12 protein-coding genes are annotated in these 21,719 nt (G+C 50.7%); 4 read left to right on the plus strand and 8 right to left on the minus strand.

Annotation, left to right across the window (positions count from 1 at the left end; all coding sequences use genetic code 11):
* Window positions 1-5: 5 nt before the first annotated feature.
* Both hpt and ACTJJS_RS19815 read left to right on the plus strand, forming a co-directional pair.
* The gene (hpt, locus tag ACTJJS_RS19810) at window positions 6-551 is read left to right on the plus strand and encodes a hypoxanthine phosphoribosyltransferase (protein WP_168869966.1); all 546 of its coding nucleotides are present in this window, start codon (window positions 6-8) and stop codon (window positions 549-551) included.
* A 120-nt stretch (window positions 552-671) separates the two neighbouring features.
* The gene (locus ACTJJS_RS19815) at window positions 672-2,417 is read left to right on the plus strand and encodes a YfbK domain-containing protein (RefSeq protein ID WP_440664964.1); all 1,746 of its coding nucleotides are present in this window, start codon (window positions 672-674) and stop codon (window positions 2,415-2,417) included.
* A 3-nt stretch (window positions 2,418-2,420) separates the two neighbouring features.
* Here the strand turns inward: ACTJJS_RS19815 and ACTJJS_RS19820 are convergent, their stop codons facing one another.
* The 3 genes from ACTJJS_RS19820 to ACTJJS_RS19830 all read right to left on the minus strand — a co-directional run bounded on the left by ACTJJS_RS19820 (window position 2,421) and on the right by ACTJJS_RS19830 (window position 5,351).
* Window positions 2,421-3,362, minus strand: a complete 942-nt coding sequence (locus ACTJJS_RS19820; RefSeq protein ID WP_440664965.1) for a class I SAM-dependent methyltransferase — start codon at window positions 3,360-3,362, stop codon at window positions 2,421-2,423.
* Between the two features lie 120 nt (window positions 3,363-3,482).
* A complete protein-coding gene (gene dnaJ, locus ACTJJS_RS19825) occupies window positions 3,483-4,649 on the minus strand; it encodes a molecular chaperone DnaJ (protein WP_440664966.1) in 1,167 nt (388 codons plus the stop codon).
* A 108-nt stretch (window positions 4,650-4,757) separates the two neighbouring features.
* Window positions 4,758-5,351: a nucleotide exchange factor GrpE gene (locus tag ACTJJS_RS19830; protein ID WP_247654838.1), complete on the minus strand. Its 594-nt coding sequence runs from the start codon at window positions 5,349-5,351 to the stop codon at window positions 4,758-4,760.
* 109 nt (window positions 5,352-5,460) lie between these two features.
* Here ACTJJS_RS19830 and ACTJJS_RS19835 point away from each other — a divergent pair, with 109 nt between their 5' ends.
* Window positions 5,461-6,633, plus strand: coding sequence for a class I SAM-dependent rRNA methyltransferase (locus tag ACTJJS_RS19835; RefSeq protein WP_168869963.1), 1,173 nt, complete (start codon window positions 5,461-5,463; stop codon window positions 6,631-6,633).
* An 88-nt stretch (window positions 6,634-6,721) separates the two neighbouring features.
* Here ACTJJS_RS19835 and ACTJJS_RS19840 read toward each other — a convergent pair whose 3' ends face one another.
* From ACTJJS_RS19840 to ACTJJS_RS19860, 5 genes are all read right to left on the minus strand, one after another.
* Window positions 6,722-7,075: a T9SS type A sorting domain-containing protein gene (locus ACTJJS_RS19840; protein WP_247654837.1), complete on the minus strand. Its 354-nt coding sequence runs from the start codon at window positions 7,073-7,075 to the stop codon at window positions 6,722-6,724.
* Between the two features lie 185 nt (window positions 7,076-7,260).
* Entirely contained in the window at window positions 7,261-8,292 is a 1,032-nt protein-coding gene (locus tag ACTJJS_RS19845) for a PorP/SprF family type IX secretion system membrane protein (RefSeq protein ID WP_440664967.1), read from the minus strand.
* Window positions 8,293-8,308: 16 nt separating this feature from the next.
* Window positions 8,309-11,161 (minus strand): PKD domain-containing protein, encoded by a 2,853-nt coding sequence (locus ACTJJS_RS19850; RefSeq protein WP_440664968.1) that lies wholly within the window; start codon window positions 11,159-11,161, stop codon window positions 8,309-8,311.
* Between the two features lie 115 nt (window positions 11,162-11,276).
* The gene (locus ACTJJS_RS19855) at window positions 11,277-16,127 is read right to left on the minus strand and encodes a PKD domain-containing protein (protein WP_440664969.1); all 4,851 of its coding nucleotides are present in this window, start codon (window positions 16,125-16,127) and stop codon (window positions 11,277-11,279) included.
* A gap of 90 nt (window positions 16,128-16,217) precedes the next feature.
* Window positions 16,218-21,053 carry a PKD domain-containing protein gene (locus ACTJJS_RS19860; RefSeq protein WP_440664970.1) on the minus strand — a complete coding sequence of 1,612 codons (4,836 nt, stop codon included), beginning with the start codon at window positions 21,051-21,053 and terminating at the stop codon, window positions 16,218-16,220.
* Between the two features lie 47 nt (window positions 21,054-21,100).
* On the opposite strand from ACTJJS_RS19860, the gene ACTJJS_RS19865 reads away from it, so the two are divergent.
* The gene (locus ACTJJS_RS19865) at window positions 21,101-21,718 is read left to right on the plus strand and encodes a methyltransferase domain-containing protein (RefSeq protein ID WP_440664971.1); all 618 of its coding nucleotides are present in this window, start codon (window positions 21,101-21,103) and stop codon (window positions 21,716-21,718) included.
* Window position 21,719 lies beyond the last annotated feature (1 nt).

Genomic DNA, 21,719 nt, shown 5'->3' on the forward strand with positions numbered 1-21,719 from the left:
GTATTATGTCGGTTATTCAGGTGCATGACAAAAAATTCCAGCCCTATATTGGTGCAACAGAGCTGCAGCAGCGTATTAAGGAAATAGCTGCAGACATCAGCAGGGACCTTAAAGATGAACGCCCGCTGTTTATCGCTATTCTCAACGGTTCTTTTATGTTTGCCGGTGACGTGTTCAAATATCTCAACATTCCCGCTGAGATATCCTTTATCAAACTGGCGTCTTACAAAGGGACCAAATCTACCGGTAATGTGGTGCAGGCCATCGGTCTGGACGAAGACCTCTTCGGCCGTACAGTGGTGATCCTCGAAGATATTGTGGATACCGGCAAAACACTGAGCCAGTTCCTGCCACAGCTGGAACATCAGCAACCTAAAAAACTGCTGGTGGCTTCCCTGCTCACCAAGCCGGAAGCCATGGTACATCCTATTAAAATCGACTATCTGGGCTTCTCCGTGCCTAATAAATTCCTGCTGGGCTATGGCCTCGATTATGATGGCCTGGGCCGCAATCTGCCGGAAATCTATCAGCTGGTGGAAGGCGAAGAATAGCATATAAATCAAACAAACAATGTTATAAAGAACGTGGAAAGCGAAGATCAGCGTGGTCTTCGCTTTTTTTACACCCTTTGGGATGCTTGGTTCCTTTACCGGAAATGATTACCTTAACATATGCGAAAATTCCTATTACTCCTGTTGTTATGGGCTGGCGGCGTACATGCACAAACAATCTGGGTATCGGGAGCAGTAGAGGACAGCATTACCCATCGTCCCGTAGCCGGAGCAACTGTCAGTATTGTTGATGATACCACCAGGGTACTTACCAACGCTTTCGGGCTTTTCAGAATAACGATTCCTTCAGCTGTCTCTCAACTGCTGTTTACCCGGGAAGGTTATCGCCCGTTGCAGATGAAGGTGAACGCCACCGACCGTCTGCTGATAACACTGGCGCCTATACGTAAAGCCCCTGATGCCATTGCCCTGGCAAAAGCCAGCGCCCGCACAAGGCAGAACAGCAACCCCAACTACGGCAATGTAGGCATGGGCATACATGCTTTTTACAATGAAACATACGGCACCACTTATGAAAACAAGTTCACCCGCGTACAGACGCAGCCGGTATCGGTATTTGCGGTAGACGTGGACAGGGCTGCCTACAGCAATATCCGGCGTTTCCTGCGGCTGAAAGAACCGGTGCCTGTAGATGCCGTCCGGATAGAAGAAATGGTGAACTACTTCCATTACAACTACCCGCTACCGTCCGAAGGTAAGACCCTGGCTGTCTACAGCCACTACACCACCTGCCCCTGGGAGCCGGCGCACCGGCTGTTGCAGATAGCGCTGAGAGCGAAAGCGCTGCAGACAGACAGCCTGCCGCCCAGTAACCTTGTTTTCCTGATCGATGTTTCCGGTTCGATGGGCGTGCCTAACAAACTGCCCCTGTTGCAGGCCGCCTTCCGTATCCTGGTCAACAACCTGCGTCCGGTAGACAAGGTGGCGATTGTTGCCTATGCCGGCACTCCCGGTGTTAAACTGCCTGCTACGGCCGGCGATCAGAAAGAGAAAATCCTTAATGCCATCGATAATCTCAGCGCCGGCGGGGCCACTGCCGGAGAAGCGGCTATCAAAATGGCGTATCAGATAGCGGCGGAACAGTTTATCCCCGATGGGAACAACCGCGTTATCCTGGCCACTGACGGCGATTTTAACGTTGGGCTTACCAGCGATGCGGAAATGGAGGAGCTGATTATGCAGAAAAAAGAAAGCGGCGTGTTGCTGACCTGCCTCGGTTTTGGTATGAAAAACTACAAGGACTCGAAGCTGCAATCCCTTTCCAGCAAGGGAAACGGCAATTTCGCCTATATAGACGACCTGGAAGAAGCCAGCAAGGTCTTTGCGCGGGAATTCGGCAGTACGCTTTTTACAGTGGCCAGGGATGTACAAACGGAAGTGACCTTTAATCCGGGTACAGTAAAATCGTATAGGCTTATCGGTTATGAGAACAAGGTATATGAAGCCAGTACGGACACTTTATCGAAACACAACGGCGGTATTATCGGGAGTGGGCATTGCGCGGTGGCGATGTATGAAATTGTGCCGCGGGACAGTGTTATGACGGCTGACAGCCTGTTGGCCAATGTTAGCATTACTTATCGTCATCCGTTGGACACGGTGCTGTGTACCCTGCAAACCGGTGTGAAAGCCAACGCAACAACTTTTGAGGCGGCCCCGGACGATTGCCGGTTTGCCGCTGCGGTAGCTTTATTGGGCATGATACTCCGCAATTCCGCCTATCGTGGCTGCGGTGATACCGAAATGGTCTCAGAGATCGCCCGCAGGGCCCTGGGAAAAGACAAGGAAGGCTACCGGCAGGAATTCCTGAAGATGGTAAAGATGGTCCGTAAGATGAAACGTTAAGGCTTATTTGATAAGGCGGTAACACTTACGCACCAGCTTCTGCTGGAAGTCGAAAGGGAGTGTTTGGTTGGTGATGTCTTTGATACTGCTGGCATTGATTTTATCTTCTTCCAATACAAAACGCCGGTAGTTATTACTAAAATACACTACCCCATCTTTTTTGGTGGCAAGCAATACTTTATTGAGCAGCTCTGCATGGTCCCGTTGGATGTCCAGGAATTCCTTCATCCGTTTGCTGTTGGAGAAGGTGGGCGGGTCAATGATCACCAGGTCGAAGGTATTGAGTTTAAGGGTATCGAGATATTGCAGCACGTCGGCGTGTACAAAGGGATGTTTCGCCGGGTCGAAGCCATTGAGCCGCATATTGTCTTCGGCCCAGGCCAGGTAGGTCTTGGAGAGGTCTACAGACGTCACTTCCGTGGCACCGCCGGCGGCAGCGTACACAGAGAAGGAGCCGGTATAACAGAAAAGGTTCAGCACTTTTTTATCCTTCGCTTCGTTGCGTACCATGTTGCGGGTGGTGCGGTGGTCGAGGAACAGGCCTGTATCGAGGTAGTCGGAGAGATTGATCTTAAATTTCAGGCCGCTTTCATTCGCCGTCATTTCGTGGCTTTCCGTGCTGAGCTTTTCGTATTGGCTTTGGCGGTTTTCCTTCCGTTGCCGTTGTTTCACCCAGATATGGGAGGGTGGTACGTTCAGCACTTTGCTGATCAGTTCCAGGCAGGTGTCGAGCCACGCCTCGTGGTCGGCTTCTTCCATGCCGTGGCGGCGCTGGTATTCGGCGATATACACGTGGTCTTCATACATTTCAATGCTGAAGGGAAATTCGGGGATATCGTCGTCATACACCCGGTAGCAGGTGATGTTTTGTCGCTTGGCCAGTTTGGAAATATGCCGGAATACTTTGGTGAGCCGGTTCTCGAACATCTGCAGTTTGGAATCCATCTTATTCTGATATTTGTTATTTGGCTATTTAATCATTTAAAAGCGAAGACCATAGCGAACAGAAATCCGCTATGGTCTTCGCTTTTAATAACTAAATAAAAAAATATTCAAATAATAAAATCAACTAAATATGTCTCTGACCTTTTCAAAGAAGCCTTTTTCCGATTTTTCGGGATTGGGTTTGAAGTTGTCAGAAGTCTGGAGTTTGTCGAGCATGGCCCGTTCGTCCGCGCTGACATGTTGCGGTGTCCATACGTTTACATGTATGAGCTGGTCGCCTTTTTCGTAGGAGTTGACAGAGGGGAATCCTTTGCCTTTGAGGCGGAAGATTTTACCGCTTTGTGTTCCTGCGGGTATTTTGATTTTTGCTTTACCGTCGATGGTGGGCACTTCCACCTGTGTGCCGTAAACGGCATCGGGGAAGGATATGTGCAGATCGTAGGCTACGTTGAGGCCATCGCGCTGCAGTTCCGGATGTGGCTCTTCTTCAATGAGAATGAGCAGGTCGCCGGGGGCGCCGCCTCTTTCGCCGGCATTGCCTTTGCCGCTCATGCTCAGCTGCATGCCTTCCTGTACGCCTGCCGGGATGTCGATGCTTACCATTTCTTCTCCATACATGCGGCCTTCACCTTTACAGTGGCCACATTTGCTGGTGATGATCTGGCCTTCACCATGACAGGTGGGGCAAGTGGTAACGGTCTGCATCTGGCCGAGGAAGGTTTGGGTCACCTTTCTCACCTGGCCGGAGCCGCCGCAGGTGTTACAGGTCTGGAACGCGTTTTTATCTTTAGCGCCCAGGCCGCCGCAGTGCTGGCAGGGAACGTATTTTTTTACTTTGATTTTTTTATTGGCGCCTTTGGCGATTTCTTCGTAGGTCAGGCGGATTTTCACGCGCAGGTTGGAACCGCGGGTACCACGACCACGACGGCCGCCGCCGCCAGCACGGCCGCCTCCGAAGAAGCTGCCGAAAATATCGTCATTACCGAAAATGTCACCGAAATTGGAGAAGATGTCTTCCATGTTCATGCCACCACCTCCAAAACCGCCACTACGGCCGCCGTTCATGCCAGCATGCCCGAAACGGTCATATTGTGCCCGTTTGTCAGCATCGCTTAATACCTCATAGGCTTCGGCTGCTTCTTTGAACTTTTCTTCCGCTTCCTTATTGTTGGGATTGCGGTCAGGGTGAAACTGCATGGCCACCTTGCGGTAAGCTTTCTTGATTTCATCCTGGGAGGCGGATTTGGAAACACCCAGTATTTCGTAATAATCTCTCTTGGTAGACATTATAAAATCACTTATAACCGGTGCCAGGCACCGGTTTTTTTCAGTAAAAAATATTGTTTTACATCTGCACAGGCGATCGCTGCGATATATGCCACATCGTCACGCCCATTATTTACCCACTATCACCTTGGCATGACGGATAAGCTTGTCATTCAGGTAATAACCTTCCTGTAATACGTCTACCACTTTACCCTGAAGATCTGGCGTAGGGGCCGGAATCTCGGTAATGGCGTCATGAAGGTCAGTATCAAAGGTGGCGTGCAGGCTTTCCATAGGTTTCAGTCCTTTGGCCTGCAGGGTGGTCTTCAACTTGTTGAATACCAGGTTTACCCCGTCTTTGAGCGCAGTGATATCGTTGGCAGTGCTCAGCTGTTTGGCAGCCCGCTCTGAATCATCCAGTACGTCCAGCAAAGATATGATAACTTCTTTACCCGCTGTTTGCAGCAGCTCCAGTCTTTCTTTGGCGGTGCGTTTACGGAAGTTGTCAAACTCAGCCTGCAGACGAAGGTATTTATCCCGCATTTCATTCAGTTGCTGATCTTTTTTGATCAACTCCTCTTCAGGTTCAACCTCTAATGCATTAGTCATATGAGATGTTTCACTGATATTTTCTTCAGCATTGAAATCAGGCATGCCTTTTTCGTTTTCTCCAGCATTGTTTGCCTGTCCGTTTGTCTGCATGTCTTGGTCTTTTTCTGTCATAATTGTAATGATTATCTGCAATTGTGCTTAGTCAATTATTTTGCCAACCCCGGTTTGGCCGCCAAAAAGACAGATCTTCTCTGTACCTTTGCGGTTCGAAATAAAGTCAATGACCAAGGTTTTTTTAAAGAAACAGATACAAAACAGGGTATTACTGGGCCATCCCTGGATTTTCGGCAATGAAGTGTCCGAAATCAAAGGGGAAGTAGTGCCGGGTGATATCGTGGATGTTCACACCCATCAGGGCTCTTTCCTCGGCAGAGGGTATATCAACCCACAGTCCCAGATCCTGGTACGCCTGCTGACGCGAGATAAAAGCGAGGAAATCAACCCCGAATTTTTCTACCGCCGTCTTCTCAAATGCTGGCAATACCGGCAGAAACTGGGTTATGTGGAAAACTGCCGCCTCGTTTTCGGGGAAGCTGACGATCTGCCTGCCCTGGTAATCGATAAGTTCAACGACTACTTTGTACTGCAAACACTGGCGCTGGGCATGGAAAGATGGAAGCCTGCCATCGTGGAAGCGCTCAACCGCATCTTTTCACCGAAAGGCATCTATGAGCGGAATGACGTGCCGGTAAGGGAACTGGAAGGAATGGAGCAACAGAAAGGCTTCCTCAGCGCACCTTTTGATACCAATGTCATCATCAACGAAAACGGGCTGAAATTCCATGTGGACATCGTAAACGGCCAGAAAACCGGCTATTTCCTGGACCAGCAGGACAACCGCCGCGAAATACGCCAGATCGTGAAAGACGCCAACGTGCTGGAAGCGTTTTGTTATACCGGCACTTTCTCCTGCCACGCAGGGTATTATGGTGCTAAAAGCGTACTGGGACTGGATATTTCAGAACATGCCGTGGAAACTGCCCGCCGCAATGCGGAGCTCAACAACCTGCAGGACGTGTGCAAGTTCCAGGCGGTAAATGCTTTTGATCAACTGAAACAATATACCCGGGAAGAACGCAAATTTGATGTCGTGATCCTTGATCCGCCGGCTTTCACCAAGAGCCGTGAGAATATCCGGAAAGCCGTTACCGGTTATAAGGAAATTAATCTCAGGGGTATGAAACTGCTCAATCAGGGCGGTTTTCTGGTCACAGCTTCCTGCACCAACCTGGTATCACCGGAACTCTTCCTGGAAACGATCGACGCTGCTGCAAAAGATGCTAAAAAACGCCTTCGCCAGGTCACTTTCCAGACACAGGCAAAAGATCACCCCATTTTGAGGAATATTGAGAATACGACGTACCTGAAATTTTTGATCGTGGAGATCGCGTAAAAAAAGATAAGTAGAGTAGCTTTCGGTATAGGCTTTCTTTAGGATAATGTAAGCATAATCTGTTTGAGGGAAAGTCGGTAGCTGAAAGCTATTTTACAACATTGAACTTGCCTGATTCCACCAGGTTCCCCCGCTGATCACGAAGCTGGAAGATATAGAGACCATTGTAGTAGTTGTCCAGATTGACAGTAGTACGACTGCTGATGCTCTTTATCTGATCAATTTTTTTACCGAGGAAATTGTACACAATAAGATCGTATATGCGGTCGTTATTATGCTGTTGAATTTCAAAATTGATGACGTTGGTGGCAGGGTTGGGGTAAAGTTTTACAATTTGCCTACCCCCCTCCGGATTATTCGGCAGGGACCCGCTTTGAGCTTTACCCACAAGGGATAAGAGGCAGAAAACTGTAAGAAAAATGAGGGTAGAGGTTTTCCACATAGTATTATAAAAATAAAGTTTTTTTCAAATATTTCCCAATTTTTTGTTTGTTAATAACAGCGCATTAGCCCTTTGTCTCACTCATAAAAATAACAAACTATGCGCCATTTTGTTAGGTTTCCCGCTTTTTTAGATAAAATTTAACGCTTTTAATTTGGTGATGTAAGTTGTTGGTTATCAATAGTTTAGAATCTAGGACAGTTCAAACGCTCCAAAGTGCTGTTCCTGCTGTTGAGGAAACCCTTGAAAACCAATGACACTTCAAACCCGCCGAAGCTCTGACTGGCAGTCCGCAACTGCGAAATATTGGCATCGTAGCTCATGGCCACCTCAAATTTTTCCATATCTATTTTTATAGTGGGGATAATGGCGTCATTCCAGCGGAGAAATAGGCCGCCATATATGGCCCGGGTCGACTCCAGTCCTTCGTTCATTAGGCCATAACCAATCAGTGCGCCGCCGATATACTCGGAATAACCACCCTGATGCAGCTGGTTATAATGTGCAATCAGCTTCACCCGCTCTTCCAGCGGAATGGTGATACCGGCATTGAAGGTCAGCTTGGGCGCCAGCTCGATGTTTTTATCATTGTAGAAGGAAATCTTTGCCCGGTTGAAGTGGTACAAGGCGGCGCCGATGAAGTAGGCCACATCTTCCCCTATCACGCTGTTGTAGCTAAGGCCCACCCCCGCATCAAGATAGGTATAACCTTTCAGTGCCAGTTTGCCCTCTTCGCCTGTAGGTGCTGCCGGATCAAAACGGCCGTTGGTGTACTGATTGTTGAACGTCATGTTGGTAGGATCAAACTGCCGCTGTACCAGTCCGCCCATAACGCCGAGGGAAAGAAAACTTGTCTTGTCTTCATTCAGTGACTTGTGATAGTTGAACGCCGGAAAGATCTGGGTGGATTGCAGTTTGGAGGTACCGGCCCGGTCATAGGTCAGTTGCAGCCCGGTGGTAATATAGTCGTTGCTGTTACCTACAGGAAACTTGATTTCACCGCTCACGGTGCCGGTTTGATATGGAATGGTCACGCTGTTCCACTGGTTGCGGTATACGGCCTGAAAGCGTACATCACCGTTGAAAATACCGATCAGGGCCGGGTTACGGAGTATCGGTGTTTCATAAAACTGTGACAGGTGTATGTCCTGTGCCTTCAACTGTAATCCACAGCTGAGGCCAATGACTGTCAGTAAGACTTTATATACAGTTTTCATATAGAACCGCTTTTTATTATCTGAGTAATGTTACGTTGCCTTTCAGGCGGAAAAATTCGTTGGCGTCGCAATATGCTTCCACGAAATAAATGTATACGTCTGATCCCTGTGGCAGCCCGTTGAAGGTGCCGTTCCATCCTGCATTGACATCTTCCACCTGAATGTTTTCCCGATGGAATACTTCCTGTCCGAGGCGGTTAAAGACGCGGAACGATTTCACCAGGCTGATGCCTTTACCGCGCAGGTAGAAAATATCGTTTACCCCGTCACCGTTAGGCGTGAAAGTATTGGGAATGAATATCAGGTCCGTATTGCAGACGAGGTCGATTTTTACCACGTCACTTTTCGTACATCCGTATTGGTTAGTTCCCGTGATAGCATAGGAAATGGACTTTCTGACCGCCGCATTGGTAAAAGGCGACGTCGGATTATCGAGATAGTCGGCGGGTGACCATTGCCATTTCACGATATCGGAGCTGCCGTTGGCCATCAGGCGGACCACATCTCCGGCCATGACTGTCTGGTCGTTGCCGGCGCTGATAGTGGGCACTTTTTTTACAGACACTTTTACAGACAGCGGTGCGCTCATCGGGCAGAGCGCATCATTGGTACCAGTTACCTGGTAGGTAATGTCTTCAACAGGCGTGGAAACCGGATTGGCGATAGTATTGCTGGTCAGGCCGGTAACCGGTGTCCAGTTATAGATGGCGGCGCCGCTGGCTTTCAGTTGTACAGAAGAACCGTAGCAGGCGATCGTGTCTTTGCTGACGGTGAGGTTTACCTTAGGCACTACAGCGATGTCAGTAGAGTCCCTTGTCGTACAACCGTATATGTTAGATGCTTCCACCAGGTAGCGGGTATTGATCACCGGAGAGGCTACCGGGTCCGGGCAGTACGCGCAACTGAGGCTGGCTGCATTGAGCCATTGCACGGTGGCGTCGGACTGGGCGTGCAGGGTTACGGCGCTGCCTTCGCAGATTTTAGGTTGTGCCGCGGAGGCGCGGACAAAAGGCGTAGCATTGATATTGATATCTTTCGTCACAGAATCCTGACAGTTGCGGGCATCGGTGATCACCAGTTTCACCGGATATCCGCCGGAGGCGGAATAAGTGGTGGCAGGCGGTGTTTGCGCGGACGACACTTTACCATTGCCAAAGTCCCACTGCCATCCGGCAATCGGGATGTTGGTGGCAGGCGTGGAATTGTTGGCAAAAGAAACTGGTTGCCCTGCGCAGGTGGTGGAGGCGATCGTAAAGTCTGCCTGCGGCGCCAGGATGCTGATATTGTTTGCTTTGGTAACAATATCGGCGCAATAGGCGGGATCTTTATAACGGATGGTCAGTTGGTCGGTGAAGATACCGGCGGTAGTCCATGTTTTTACAAAACGCTGCTCGGTAGTGATATAGGTGGAGCCGTCGCCAAACTGCCAGGTGTAATCGGCCACCAGGTTGACGGGCACGTTCAATACCTCATAGGTGGCTTTGCTGCCGCGGCATATGCTGCTTACGCCTGCCGAGAAGTCGGCTTTGAAATAATACACGGTCTGATAACTGCTGTGGGTGCAGTTGCTGCTGTTGTCGCTGATAGTCAGGCGTACTGTGTATTTGTCCGGTGTGGTATAGGAATGAGAAGCATTCAGACCGGTAGTCACCGGCGTGTTGTCGCCAAAGTCCCACTGGTAGGTGGTAGTTGGCGTTGTGCCGGTGGAAGTGTTGGTGAAAATGAATTTGCTCTTGTCGTTACAATCCCGGGTAACGGTGAACTGTGATACCGGACCGGTAATGTTAACCATAACCGGGGCTGCGGGCGTATAACAACCGTTGCTGCCGGCTTTCATATTGATCGTGATAATGCCGTTGGTGGCAAAACCATGACGGATATCGTTGGTATATACTTCTTCTTTGGTGCCGTCACCATAATCCCAGCTATAGCTGTCGGCGTATTTGGCGCTGGCCAGCAGTCTTACGGGCGCGCCTACGCAGGCGCTGGCAGGTGTGGCGGTGAAACTTACGTCTGATGGCGGATTGCCGGTACGTACCTGTTTATCGAATGTTTTACTGATTTCACAGCCGCCGTTGGTGCGGATGGTCACTGTTACAGTGTAGGTGCCGGTTTGCACATAGGCGTGTGAGGTTGTGCCGGTGGTAGTGGTGGCAGTGCCGCCGTCGCCAAAGTTCCATTTCCATTCGGCCACCGGATCATTGAGGTCGTTGGTGGACGTGGCATTGAAAGTGGCAGTATAAGGTACGCAACCGCTTACAGGTGCGTCCAGGGATATTTGCGGCTGGGAGATGGTGATGTAGGCCGCTTTTTTCAGCACAGCCTGGCAACCGTTGCTGTTGGTAACGGTCAGTGTTACATCGTATTTGCCGGCTTTCGTGTAGGCGTGCGAGATAAATGCGTTACTGGTGGTAACTGGCGTGGTGCCATCGCCAAAGTCCCATGTACGGGCCATGGCGTTCGGCGTGGCGTCTGTAAAATTGGCGGTATAGAGCTTGCAACTGTTGGTCACATCGGCGCTGAAAGCTACTTGTGGGGTAGCTCCCACCTCAAAGGTACGGTAGTAAGTGCTGGTCCCGTTGGAAAAAGTAGCTACCAGCGTTACTTTTTTGGGTCCCGGCGCCGTATAGGTGATCTGCGGATTGGTGTCGTGAGATGTCCTGCCGTCACCGAAATCCCAGCTGTAGGCAGTGGCACTGCCTGTGCTGTTGTTTTTAAAAGTGAGTGTGACCGGATTGCATAATGTAGCCGGTGAGGAGGTATAGGAAAAATCAGCCTGCTGTGCCAGCAAATAATTGCCCGGCACGAGGAACATCAAAAGCAATAAGATGCTCAGACATTTAACCTGGTGGTATTTCAGAGGATACATACCACAAATTAACTAAAAATATTATATATGTAATTTATTAATTTATGATTTTTTGATTTATTTCCCGTCTTTCAGCCGCCGGAGCAGGGTTTTAGTGGTCTGAACCAAACACTGGTTACCGGATCAGCGTAATATTTCCTTTCAAAATGGTGGATTCCCCGTTGTCACAAACAACTTCCGCATAATAGACGAATACGTCCGGATTGAGCAGGACACCTTTGTAACGTCCGTCCCATCCGGCGGAAGCGTCATCGGTAGCCAGGCCAAAGCGTTCAAACATCACCTGCCCCAGGCGATTATAGATCCGGAAAACACGTACGCTCTGTAAACCGGTCCCTCTGATATAGAAAACATCGTTCATACCGTCCCCGTTAGGAGAGAAGGTGTTGGGTATGAAGATGTTGGCCCCGTTGCAAAGGGTGGTGATGTGGATATCATCCCCTGCAATACAGCCGTATTGGTTCATCACGCTGATGTGGTAGGTAATGGACGATTTGGCGGTAGCCACAGGTGTGAGGCAGTCGTTACAACTCAGGCCTGCTGGCGGTTGCCATGTAATGCCGGTGATATCGCTGCTTCCTTTGGCGGTAATGGGCACTTTAGTGCCAGTAGATACAGTTACGTCCGGCCCGGCGTCCACCTGTGGCAGCGGGTTTACAGTGACCGTGGCGAAAGTGGTATCGGTGAAACATCCTGCCTGGTCAAACCCTACTACCCGATAGGTGATGGTACGGGACGGACTGGCAACAGGTTCGGCTATGTCAGGGTGGTCCAGCCCTTCGGAGGGAGACCATTGGTACCTGAAGGCGCCGCCTGTCTGCATTTGTATGCTTTTCCCAAAACAGATGCTGGCATTGAGCGCAAACATTTTGAATGGCTGTATCACCCTGACAGAGACAGTCGCTTCGTTTTTACAGCCAAACTCGCTGACAGCCTTTACAGTGTAGGTAGTATCCTGGTCAGGTCTTACCACGGGTGTTTTACTGGTGGCGCTGGAGATATTGTATGGCGTCCAGCTGACGGTGGCGGCAGGGTCGGTATTGGCGGATAGCTGAAGGGAGGCACCCTTGCAGATAGTGGCTTCCGCTGGTGTAGGACGCAGGTTGGGTGCCGGATGTACAACGATATTGGTGTTGGCCACTCCGGGGCATGATCCGTCGGCGTTGGTAATAGTAAGCGTCACCGGCGTAATGCCAACAGTATTGATATTGACATCAGGGGGATTGGGGACGTTGTATTGCAGTCCATTGCCCAGCTGCCATTTCCAGAGTGTGTTTGGGATGTTCCTGTTGTCAGTGCCATGCAGCTGCACCGTGCCGGAAATACACAATTCCGGAATAGGCGTGATGGTGGGTTGCGGTTGTGTAGGAACCAATACCGGCAATGTTTTGCTGTCTTTGCAGCCATAGCTGCTTGTCATTTCCAGTGTTACCTGGTAGGTGCCTGTGGCAGGATAGGTAAAGGAGCCATTTGTGTTGACGGAGGTACTGCCGTCACTGTAAATCCACTTGCTGCTGAAGGGCAGATGGAGTGAATCGTTGGTAACAGCGGTACTGGTATTTTTAAACAAGACGTTTCCGCCGCCGCAGGCAGCGCTGTTATCGACCGTAAAGTTGGCAGTCATCTTATCTGCTACGATCTGGTAGTTACCATCTGCTTTTACTGCACAGCCCCTGTTGTCTACCAATGAAACGCGCGGCGTATAAATACCCGGCTGGGCATAGGTATGTGGCGGCGCTTGTGGCGTTGATGTTGTGACTACAATTCCGTCGTCAAAATCCCATTGGTAGGTAACGGTTTTATTGGCGGTGGCAGTCATCGTTACCGGCAGCGGGACGCAGCCAGTAACAGGAGTGGCGGTAAACGATCCCTGTGGGCCTTCCACAGTCACCGGCGCCGTTTTAACAGCGGAACAATTACCATCTGCATAAACGGTGAGCGTGACATTGTAGGTCCCGGGTTTGACATAGATGTGCGCACCAGGATCGTTTTGAGTGGATGTGCTGTTGTCGCCGAAATCCCAGGCTGACCTGGTAAAGCCGCTGGAAGTATTGGTAAACTGCACTTTCACCGGCGGACAGAGTTCCTGGATAGACGGGAAGGTGAAATCCGCTACCGGGTTGGGCACCTGTAATATGCCTGGCTTACTGATCTGGTCTGTGCAACCTATGCGGGATGTGACTTTTAGTGAAACATTATAGGTGCCGGGGGCGCTGTAGGTTTTAACAGGATTGGCACCTGTGCCGGTGGTATTGTCACCGAAATCCCATGCGTAATCTACAATATCACCGGTTGATGTACTGGTAAAGGTAATGGGACTGTTTTTGCAGGCTACGCCTGACTGAACGGTGAAGTCGGCTTTGACAACTGAGATGTTTACCGTTTGTTGTGTCTTTGTCTGGCAGCCATATTGATCGGTGGCCGTTAACGTTACTACATAGGCATTAAAATCCGTGTACCGGTGTGTTGTTTGTAAAGGCTGTGTCGTGCTGCTTTCATCCGGACTGCCATCTCCAAAGTTCCATGTCCAGTTGACAATACGGTTCCCGGCATCTATAGTGGATTGGTCCGCAAAAGTAAGCAGGTTGTTTTTGCATGGCTGACCAGTGACCGTAAAGTTGGTCATCGCGCCGTGTACGGTTATTGTTACAGGAGGAGCAATTCTTTTGCACCTGTTGGAGTCGCCAAGCGTCAGTTGAATAACATAGGTGCCGGAGCGTTGGTAGGTATGGGAGAGTCCTTTTGCCGGATCGATGTCGGTACCTGCCAGTTCCAATACAGTCCCGTCTCCCCAGTCCCACAGATAGTATCTGATATTGGCGGGGTTCACCGGACCTATGCCTACATGCAATGATTTACCAAGACATATCTGGGTTGTGTCGGGGAGTAATACCGGTTTTTCATCGATGATATAAATGTCTGTGGAGGTTGTTGAGTGGCAGACACCATCGAATATTGTTAAGGTGACGGTTTTCTTACCAGTGGAGGTATACCGGAAATCAGGATTTTGCAGCGTGGAAGTGGCGCCCCCTTCGCCGAAATTCCACAGCCATTGTTTTTGGGCCGGGGCCGGTCCGAAATTGGATTGGTCAGTAAATTTCCGGTGGTAGAAATCATCACAATCGGGCGTGGTCGTAAACTCCGCTTTAGGAGGCTGAATTTTGATGTACTGGGTTTTGACCAGCTGGCTGATACAACCGTTGTTATTAACGATCAGGCGGATATCGTGCAGGCCGGGTTCCGTAAACCGGTGAGCCGGATTTTCTTCCGTGCTGGAGCTATTGTCCTGCGGGAATATCCACAGATAGGTGACGCCCGGTCCCTTTGGGGTAGAAAGATTTGTAAACTGCACCGGCTCCATGGGACAAGACTGTAACGGTGAAGCAGTGAAGTCAATCACTGGCGGTGTGCCTACGCGGAAAGCAACATTGGCATTCACTATGCAGCCCAGGGCAGATGTTGCCCGGAGCGAAACAGTATAAGCACCCTGTTGCGTATAGGTGTGAGCGGGGTTGGGCAGTGTGGAAGTGGTGCCATCGCCAAAATCCCATTGATAGTCGGTGATGGCTTCGGCGGGGTTAAGGGCGGCGGTAAAACTCACGTTGTAGGGAATACAGCCGGAGTCGCCTGACGGCGTAATAGTGAGTGCCGGCAGGGAAATGTTGATATAATTAGTGCGGGTAACGGTGGTGGCGCAACCAACACTGTTGGTGGCAGTCAGCGTCACTGAAAAAGTTCCGTTGCTGGTGTACGTGTGGAAGGGATCTTTTGCGGTGGAAGTAGTGCCATCACCAAAGTTCCATTGCCAGGAGTCTGCAAATTGTGACTGTGCCTGAAAGGACGTTGTAAAAGGCGCCGTGCAGCCACGCAGGGGCGTGGCGATTGGGTCCACAACCGGACGTGGATCGACCACTACCGTTTGTTGAATTTCCCGCGAGCAGCTGCCAAACCTGAGTGCCATTTTTACGGTATAGGAACCTGGCGCGCCGGCAATAAAACCAGCGGTGAAGCCACTGGCAGTACTGCCATCCGGCAGTGTCCAGGTGATATTATCCGGTGTTGGCGTGGTAGTGCTGGTAAGTGTTACCTGATCACCGGGGCATTTTGTTTGCGCTGAAAACCCCGGGACAATTTGCTGGATGACGATATAGTTTTTTTTCTGCAGGGGCGTTGCGCAGCTGTTGGGCGTTGTAGGTATCAGTGTTACGGTATAGCTGCCTTCTGCTGTATAGGTATGACTGGCATCGGTGCCAGTGGAGCCGTCGCCGTAGTCCCACATATACGAAATGGGCGTGCCGGTATTATTGACAGTAGTATTTTGAAACGTAACGGTGAAGGGTGCAGAACAGCTTTTTGTCTGGTCTGCGGTAAAAGACAGCACTGGTATTTCTTTCACAGTGATGCTCACCGGGTTGCCGGACGCTTTGCAACCCTGACTGTTGGTCACCAGGCTGATAACATTGTACGTGCCCGGGGAGGTAAACTGGTGGGTAACGGTTGTCCCCTGATCGGCGGCACCGTCGCCAAAATTCCAGAGGATATTGGCGATGGTGGTTCCCTGGCCGGGATCGGACTGATCTGTAAAGTGGGCTGTCAAAGGTGTACAACCACTGGTGTTATCCACAGTAAACGAAACCTGTGGATTGTTAAAGACGTTAATGTCTACAGATTTGACTATCTGAGTTCCCGGGTATTGAACTGTTAAGGTAACATGATAGGTGCCCGGTGTCGTAAATATCCTGGAGGGCGACAGATTGCCGGTTACCTTCGCGCCTACACTAAAGTCCCATTCCACATTGGTATAACCCGGATCGAGTCGGGCATTGAAATTTACCGTTAGCGGAGCGCAGCCGCTGGTTTTATCGGTGATGATCGCCACACTTTGTGCTAACAGCGCGCTGGTGGGGGCCAGCGGGATGAGAAAAGTGCTGAGAAGCACCATGAGGGGAATGTGCGTCTTTATCATCGGGGCAGTAGGTGTCAGTTGGTTGATGTACCAATAAACATAACGCCTGTCCCTTTAATATAGTTTACACGATCACGTGGTATGTCCGTGTTATCTGATCAGTGTCACATTGCCCTTCATGATGATTGATTCCCCGCTGTCACAGATGACTTCTGCGTAATACACATATACGTCCGGGTTGAGTATGGTGCCTTTGAAACGGCCGTCCCAACCGAAGGAAGGATCATCGCCATTGATACCGAAACGCTCAAACATTACCTGGCCCCAGCGGTTGTATATGCGGAATACACGGACGGTCTGCATGCCACGGCCACGGATATAGAAAATATCGTTCGTGCCGTCGCCATTGGGCGAGAAGGTATTGGGAATGAAGATATTACCACCGTTGCAGATCGTTTTGATATGGATATCGTCGCTGGCGATACAGCCGAAGCGGTTTGTCACACTTACGTGGTAGGTGGTGTTGCCTTTGGGCGTAACCACGGGCGCCAGGCAGTTGTAACAGCTCAGGTTCGTGATGGGCGTCCATTCCACCTGCGTGATATCACTGCTGCCTACGGCAGGTATGGGTATTACGCTGCCGGCAGCTACTTCCATGTCAGGCCCGAGGTTGATCTGCGGCGATGGCTGTACTGTCACTTTTGCCAGCACCGTATCGGTAAAACAACCGATATCGTCATGTCCTATTACCTGGTAACTGGTGGTAGTAGCGGGACTGGCAACAGGGTCCGGGATAGTGGCGTTGCTCAGTCCTTCGGAAGGCGTCCATTTATAGCGATAAGCGCCGCCGGATTGCATTTGTACGCTTTTGCCAGAACAGATGGTGGCATCCAGCGCAAACATCCGGAACGGCTGTATCACAGTCACGCGTACACTGCTTTTGCTTTTACAGCCAAACTCGCTGGTGGCCTGCACTTCGTAAACCATGTCCCTGTCAGGCGTGACGAGCGGAGTTTTGCTGTTTGGACTCGAAATATTGTAAGGTGTCCAGCTTACGGTAGCATTGGCGTCTGTGTTGGCAAATAATTGCAGCGATGCGCCTTTACAGATGCTGGACTCCGGCGGTGTGGGTTGGAGGCCCGGGGCGGGATGCACCACGATATTAGTAGCGGCTGTTGCAGGGCAGGAGCCATCAGCATTGGTGATGGTCAGTTTAACCGGCGTTACGCCAATGGTATTAAAATCCATGTCCGGCGGCGATGGAACATCAAACTCCTGTCCATTGCCCAACAGCCATTTCCATTTGGTGGCCGGGAGATTTTTGGTATCGCTGCCACGCAGCTGTATTTTTCCTGCTATGCATAACTCAGGGATAGCGGCGATAACAGGCTGTGGTTGCGGCGGTATTACCACCGGCAGTGTTTTCTGGTCTTTACAGCCGTAGTTGCTGATTATCTCCAGGGTAACGTTATAATTGCCGGGCTGCGGATAATTAAATGAACCGTCTTTTCCGGTGCTGGTGTTGGCGGGCGCATACGTCCATTTGCTGGCGAAGGGAAGTCCCAGCAGATCGTTGGTCACAGCGGTACTGTTGTTTTTAAACAGCACGTTGCCACCACCACAGGCGGCAGTGTTATCCACCGTGAAATCCGCCACGGCATTGTCTGCCACCACCTTGTCGTTTCCTTCGGCTTTTACAGCGCAACCTTTATCATCTATCAGTGATACCCGGGGTGTATAAATGCCCGGCTTGGTATAGGTATGCGCAGGCGCAACAGGAGCCTGTGTTTTTAATACGGTGCCATCGTCAAAGTCCCACTGGAAATTGGTGGTTTTGTTGGCGACAGCTGTAATGTTTACTGCCAGCGGCACGCAGCCGGTTGCCGGCGTCACGGCAAATGATCCGTCAGGTCCTTCGATCGTCACCGGGATGGTTTTGCTGGCGGGACAATCTCCTTCTGAATACACTGTCAGTTTAACGTTGTATGTTTTGGCCCTCACATAGATGTGGTTACCGGGATCGTTTTTAGAAGAGGTGCTGTTATCGCCAAATTCCCACAGGGATTTCACATAATCGCTGGATTTGTTGGTGAATGGTACAGTTACCGGCGGACAGAGCTCCAGGTTGGGCGGGAAAGAGAAGTCTGCCACGGGATCGGGTACACGCAGCGCCTGTTTTTTGGTGATCTGGTCCGTACATCCTTCGCGGGTGGTGATCTTCAGCGTTACATCATAGGTGCCGGGGGCGGTATATACTTTAGCCGGATTAACACCGGTGCCGGTGGTGTTGTCACCGAAATCCCAGGCATAGTCCACTACGCTGCCGGCGGACCTGTCGTTGAAATAAAACCGGCTGCCTTTGCACACCACGTTTGCCGGTTGCGCGAAGTCGGCTTTCACCGTTTCCAGGTATACCTGTTGCTGCGCCGGAATGATACATCCAAATTGATCGGTGGTGGTCAGCGTTACCGTATAGGCTTTGAAGTTAGTATAGGTATGTTTGCTGTTGAGCGGTTGGGTGTTATTGCTTTCCACGGGGCTTCCATCGCCGAAGTCCCATGTCCAGTTAACGATTTTGTTGCCGGCGTCGATGGTGGATTTATCCGTAAATGTCAGTTCATCTTTGATACATTTTCTGCCGGATACGGTAAAGTCGGCCAATGCGCCGTGTACAACAGCAGTAACGGGAACGGCTGTACGTATACATCCGTTTTTATCCGTTATTGTGAGTTTGATGGTGTAGGTGCCTGATTTCCGGTAGATGTGAGACAGTCCTTTAGACGGATCAATTTCATAACCCATGAAGTAAAGCTGTGTGCCGTCGCCCCAGTCCCATGCATAGGAGTTGATATTGCCGGCAGTCAGCGGACCGAGGCTCACATGTAATGATTTACCGATGCATACCCAGGGAACATCTGGTATCAGTACAGGTTTTTCATCAATGATATTGATATTTATGATGGTGTCGGATTTACACACGCCGTTGTCCACGCGCAATTTCACTGTTTTACTGCCGGTAGTGGTATAGCGGAACTCCGGGTTTTGCAGCGTGGAGGTGGCACCGTTTTCTCCAAAATCCCAGAACCATTTTTTCTGTGGCGCTGGTTCCGGCCCGAAATCAGAGGCATCATTAAATTGCCGGTGATAGGGGTCCACACAGTCTGGAATCACTGTGAACCGGGCCTGTGGCGGTAATATCTGAATGTATTTGGGTTTGAACAGTTCGCGGATACACCCGTTGTTGTTCACCACCAGGCGTACATCGTGCTGGCCTATGTGGTTAAAGCTGTAGGAAGGGTCTTTGCCGGTGATGGTGCCGTTGTCCTGTGGGAAAATCCACATGTAGGTCACATAAGGGCCCACCGGTGTGGACAGGTTGGTAAACTGCACGGGGTCGATCGCGCAGGAAATGAGCGGTGTCGCCGTGAAGTCCACGACGGGCGGTGCTCCGGTATGGAAAACAGTACTGGCCTCCGCCGTACAGCCACTGGCTGTGGTTATCTTCAGCGTAACGGTGAAAATTCCCTCTTTGTCAAAAATGTGCGTAGGATTTTGCTGGTTGGAGGTAGTGCCATCGCCGAAGTTCCATTCATAGCTGACCACGGCATCGATACTATTGACCTGCGCCTGAAAGGGGATGGTCATCGGCAGACAGCCTTCCGTACCGGCGGGAAAGATGGTGGCAGACGGCGGCAGTATGACAACGTAGCCGTCTTTTCTGGCTGTGGTGGTGCAATTGCTGCCGCTGGAAGCCTGGAGCGTAACTGAATATGAGCCCTGGCGTGTATAGGTATGCGTTGGATTTTCTTCTGTAGAAGTAGTGCCGTCGCCGAAATCCCATAACCATGAAGTAGCGTTCTGCGACTGTGCTTTGAAGCTGGTGGTCAGCGGGGCAGCGCAGGACCTGGTAGGAGTGCCTGTCGGATCGATCGTCGGGCGTTCATTGATACGTACTGTTTGTTCAATATCCTGAGCGCAGGTGCCAATGATAGCGCTCATCTTCACTTTATAATCGCCGGCGGTGGCCGCAAAAAACGAAGCGTTGGTACCTGTGGAAGTGGTACCGTCGGGCAGTACCCAGGTGACCTTGTCCGGTGTGGGCACGGTAGTGCTGGAAAGTGTGGCCAGTGAGCCTGCGCATCCCTGTTTCAGTATGAAGCCGGGCGTCAGTTTTTTGATGACGACAAAGTCCTTTTTTACCAGTGGTGCTGCACAACTGTTGGTGCTGGTGGGGATAAGCGAAACGGTATAACTGCCCTCGGCGGTGTAGATGTGTGTGGCATCGGTGCCGGTGGTGCCGTCGCCGTAGTCCCACACATACGAAACAGGATCGCCGGTAGTGTTGGTGCTGGTATTCTGAAAGGTGACCGTTAATGGCGCTACGCAGCTCTGTGTTTTATCTGCCGTAAAAGACAATACGGGTGCTTCTTTGGCGGTGATGGTCATGGGATCGCTGCTGGTACGGCATCCTTTGCTGTTGGTCACCAGGCTGATAACGTTGTAGGAGCCGGTCTCCGTGAATTCATGGGAAACCGCGGGACCGCCATCCGCGCTGCCGTCGCCGAAGTTCCAGATAATACTTTCGATGGTGCCGTCGCCCGGTGTGGAGTGGTCTGTAAAATTGACCTTCAGTGGTTTGCAGCCGCTGGTTTTATCTGCCGTAAAGGAAACGACCGGCCTGTTGTAAACCGTGATGTCTACTGTTTTAACGATTTTTTTGCCGGAATAGTCCACCGTGAGGGTGACGTGATATACGCCCGGATCGGGGAATATCCTGGAAGGAGCAGGGTTGCCTGTCACCCTGGCGCCAATGCCGAAATCCCATTCCAGGCTGGTGTAGCCGGGATCGAGCCGGGAGTTGAAGGCAACTGTGAAAGGCGGACAGTCGGCAGTTTTATCAGGTAAAATCTCTACGTTTTGCGCGAACAGGTCACAGGAAAATACAAGCAGGAGTAGCAAAACGATGGCAATCGTAGTGTTTTTCATCAGGCATAGGGTGGTCAATCTGGAAATAAAGTATAAAAATAACAATTATGTTTGTAAATAGCGATTTTAAGAAGAATGATAACATGGAGACTACAGACCCGCAATACTGGAATAATCGTTATCTGACAGGAGATATTGGCTGGGATATGGGACGGGTATCACCGCCCATGCAGGCATATATCGATCAGCTGGAGCACCGGGACCTGGAGATACTGATACCGGGCGCAGGGAACAGCTACGAAGCGGCTTATTTGCTGGAGAAAGGATTTCGGCGGGTAACGGTGCTGGACATAGCGCCGGCACTGATAGAACAGCTGCGGAAAGCTTTCGCCGGTACTGCCTTACAGATCGTGGAGGGTGATTTTTTCCGGCATCAGGGCAGCTATGATGTGGTATTGGAACAAACGTTCTTCTGCGCGCTGGACCCTTCCCTCCGCCGGGACTATGTCACGCATATGCATACGCTGGTCAAGCCTGGTGGGCATCTGGCGGGTGTATTGTTTAACAGAAGTTTTTCACATGATGGCCCGCCTTTTGGGGGGACCATGGCTGAATACCGGGAGTTGTTCTCGCCGTTGTTTGAGCTGAAAACATTGGAGATGTGTTATAATTCCCATCCTGCCCGGCAGGGATCTGAAGTGTTTATTAATTTTTTACCGAAATAAT

Origin of the sequence: Chitinophaga sp. 22308, from assembly GCF_052045305.1 — a bacterium.
In the GTDB taxonomy this organism is placed as follows: domain Bacteria; phylum Bacteroidota; class Bacteroidia; order Chitinophagales; family Chitinophagaceae; genus Chitinophaga; species Chitinophaga varians_A.

Coding starts and splice junctions, on each gene's coding strand:
- ACTJJS_RS19855 (WP_440664969.1), bottom strand. CDS start 16,127: ATGATAAAGACGCACATTCCCCTCATGGTGCTTCTCAGCACTTTTCTC.
- hpt (WP_168869966.1), top strand. CDS start 6: ATGTCGGTTATTCAGGTGCATGACAAAAAATTCCAGCCCTATATTGGT.
- ACTJJS_RS19845 (WP_440664967.1), bottom strand. CDS start 8,292: ATGAAAACTGTATATAAAGTCTTACTGACAGTCATTGGCCTCAGCTGT.
- ACTJJS_RS19815 (WP_440664964.1), top strand. CDS start 672: ATGCGAAAATTCCTATTACTCCTGTTGTTATGGGCTGGCGGCGTACAT.
- ACTJJS_RS19830 (WP_247654838.1), bottom strand. CDS start 5,351: ATGACAGAAAAAGACCAAGACATGCAGACAAACGGACAGGCAAACAAT.
- dnaJ (WP_440664966.1), bottom strand. CDS start 4,649: ATGTCTACCAAGAGAGATTATTACGAAATACTGGGTGTTTCCAAATCC.
- ACTJJS_RS19865 (WP_440664971.1), top strand. CDS start 21,101: ATGTTTGTAAATAGCGATTTTAAGAAGAATGATAACATGGAGACTACA.
- ACTJJS_RS19850 (WP_440664968.1), bottom strand. CDS start 11,161: ATGTATCCTCTGAAATACCACCAGGTTAAATGTCTGAGCATCTTATTG.
- ACTJJS_RS19840 (WP_247654837.1), bottom strand. CDS start 7,075: ATGTGGAAAACCTCTACCCTCATTTTTCTTACAGTTTTCTGCCTCTTA.
- ACTJJS_RS19835 (WP_168869963.1), top strand. CDS start 5,461: ATGACCAAGGTTTTTTTAAAGAAACAGATACAAAACAGGGTATTACTG.
- ACTJJS_RS19860 (WP_440664970.1), bottom strand. CDS start 21,053: ATGAAAAACACTACGATTGCCATCGTTTTGCTACTCCTGCTTGTATTT.
- ACTJJS_RS19820 (WP_440664965.1), bottom strand. CDS start 3,362: ATGGATTCCAAACTGCAGATGTTCGAGAACCGGCTCACCAAAGTATTC.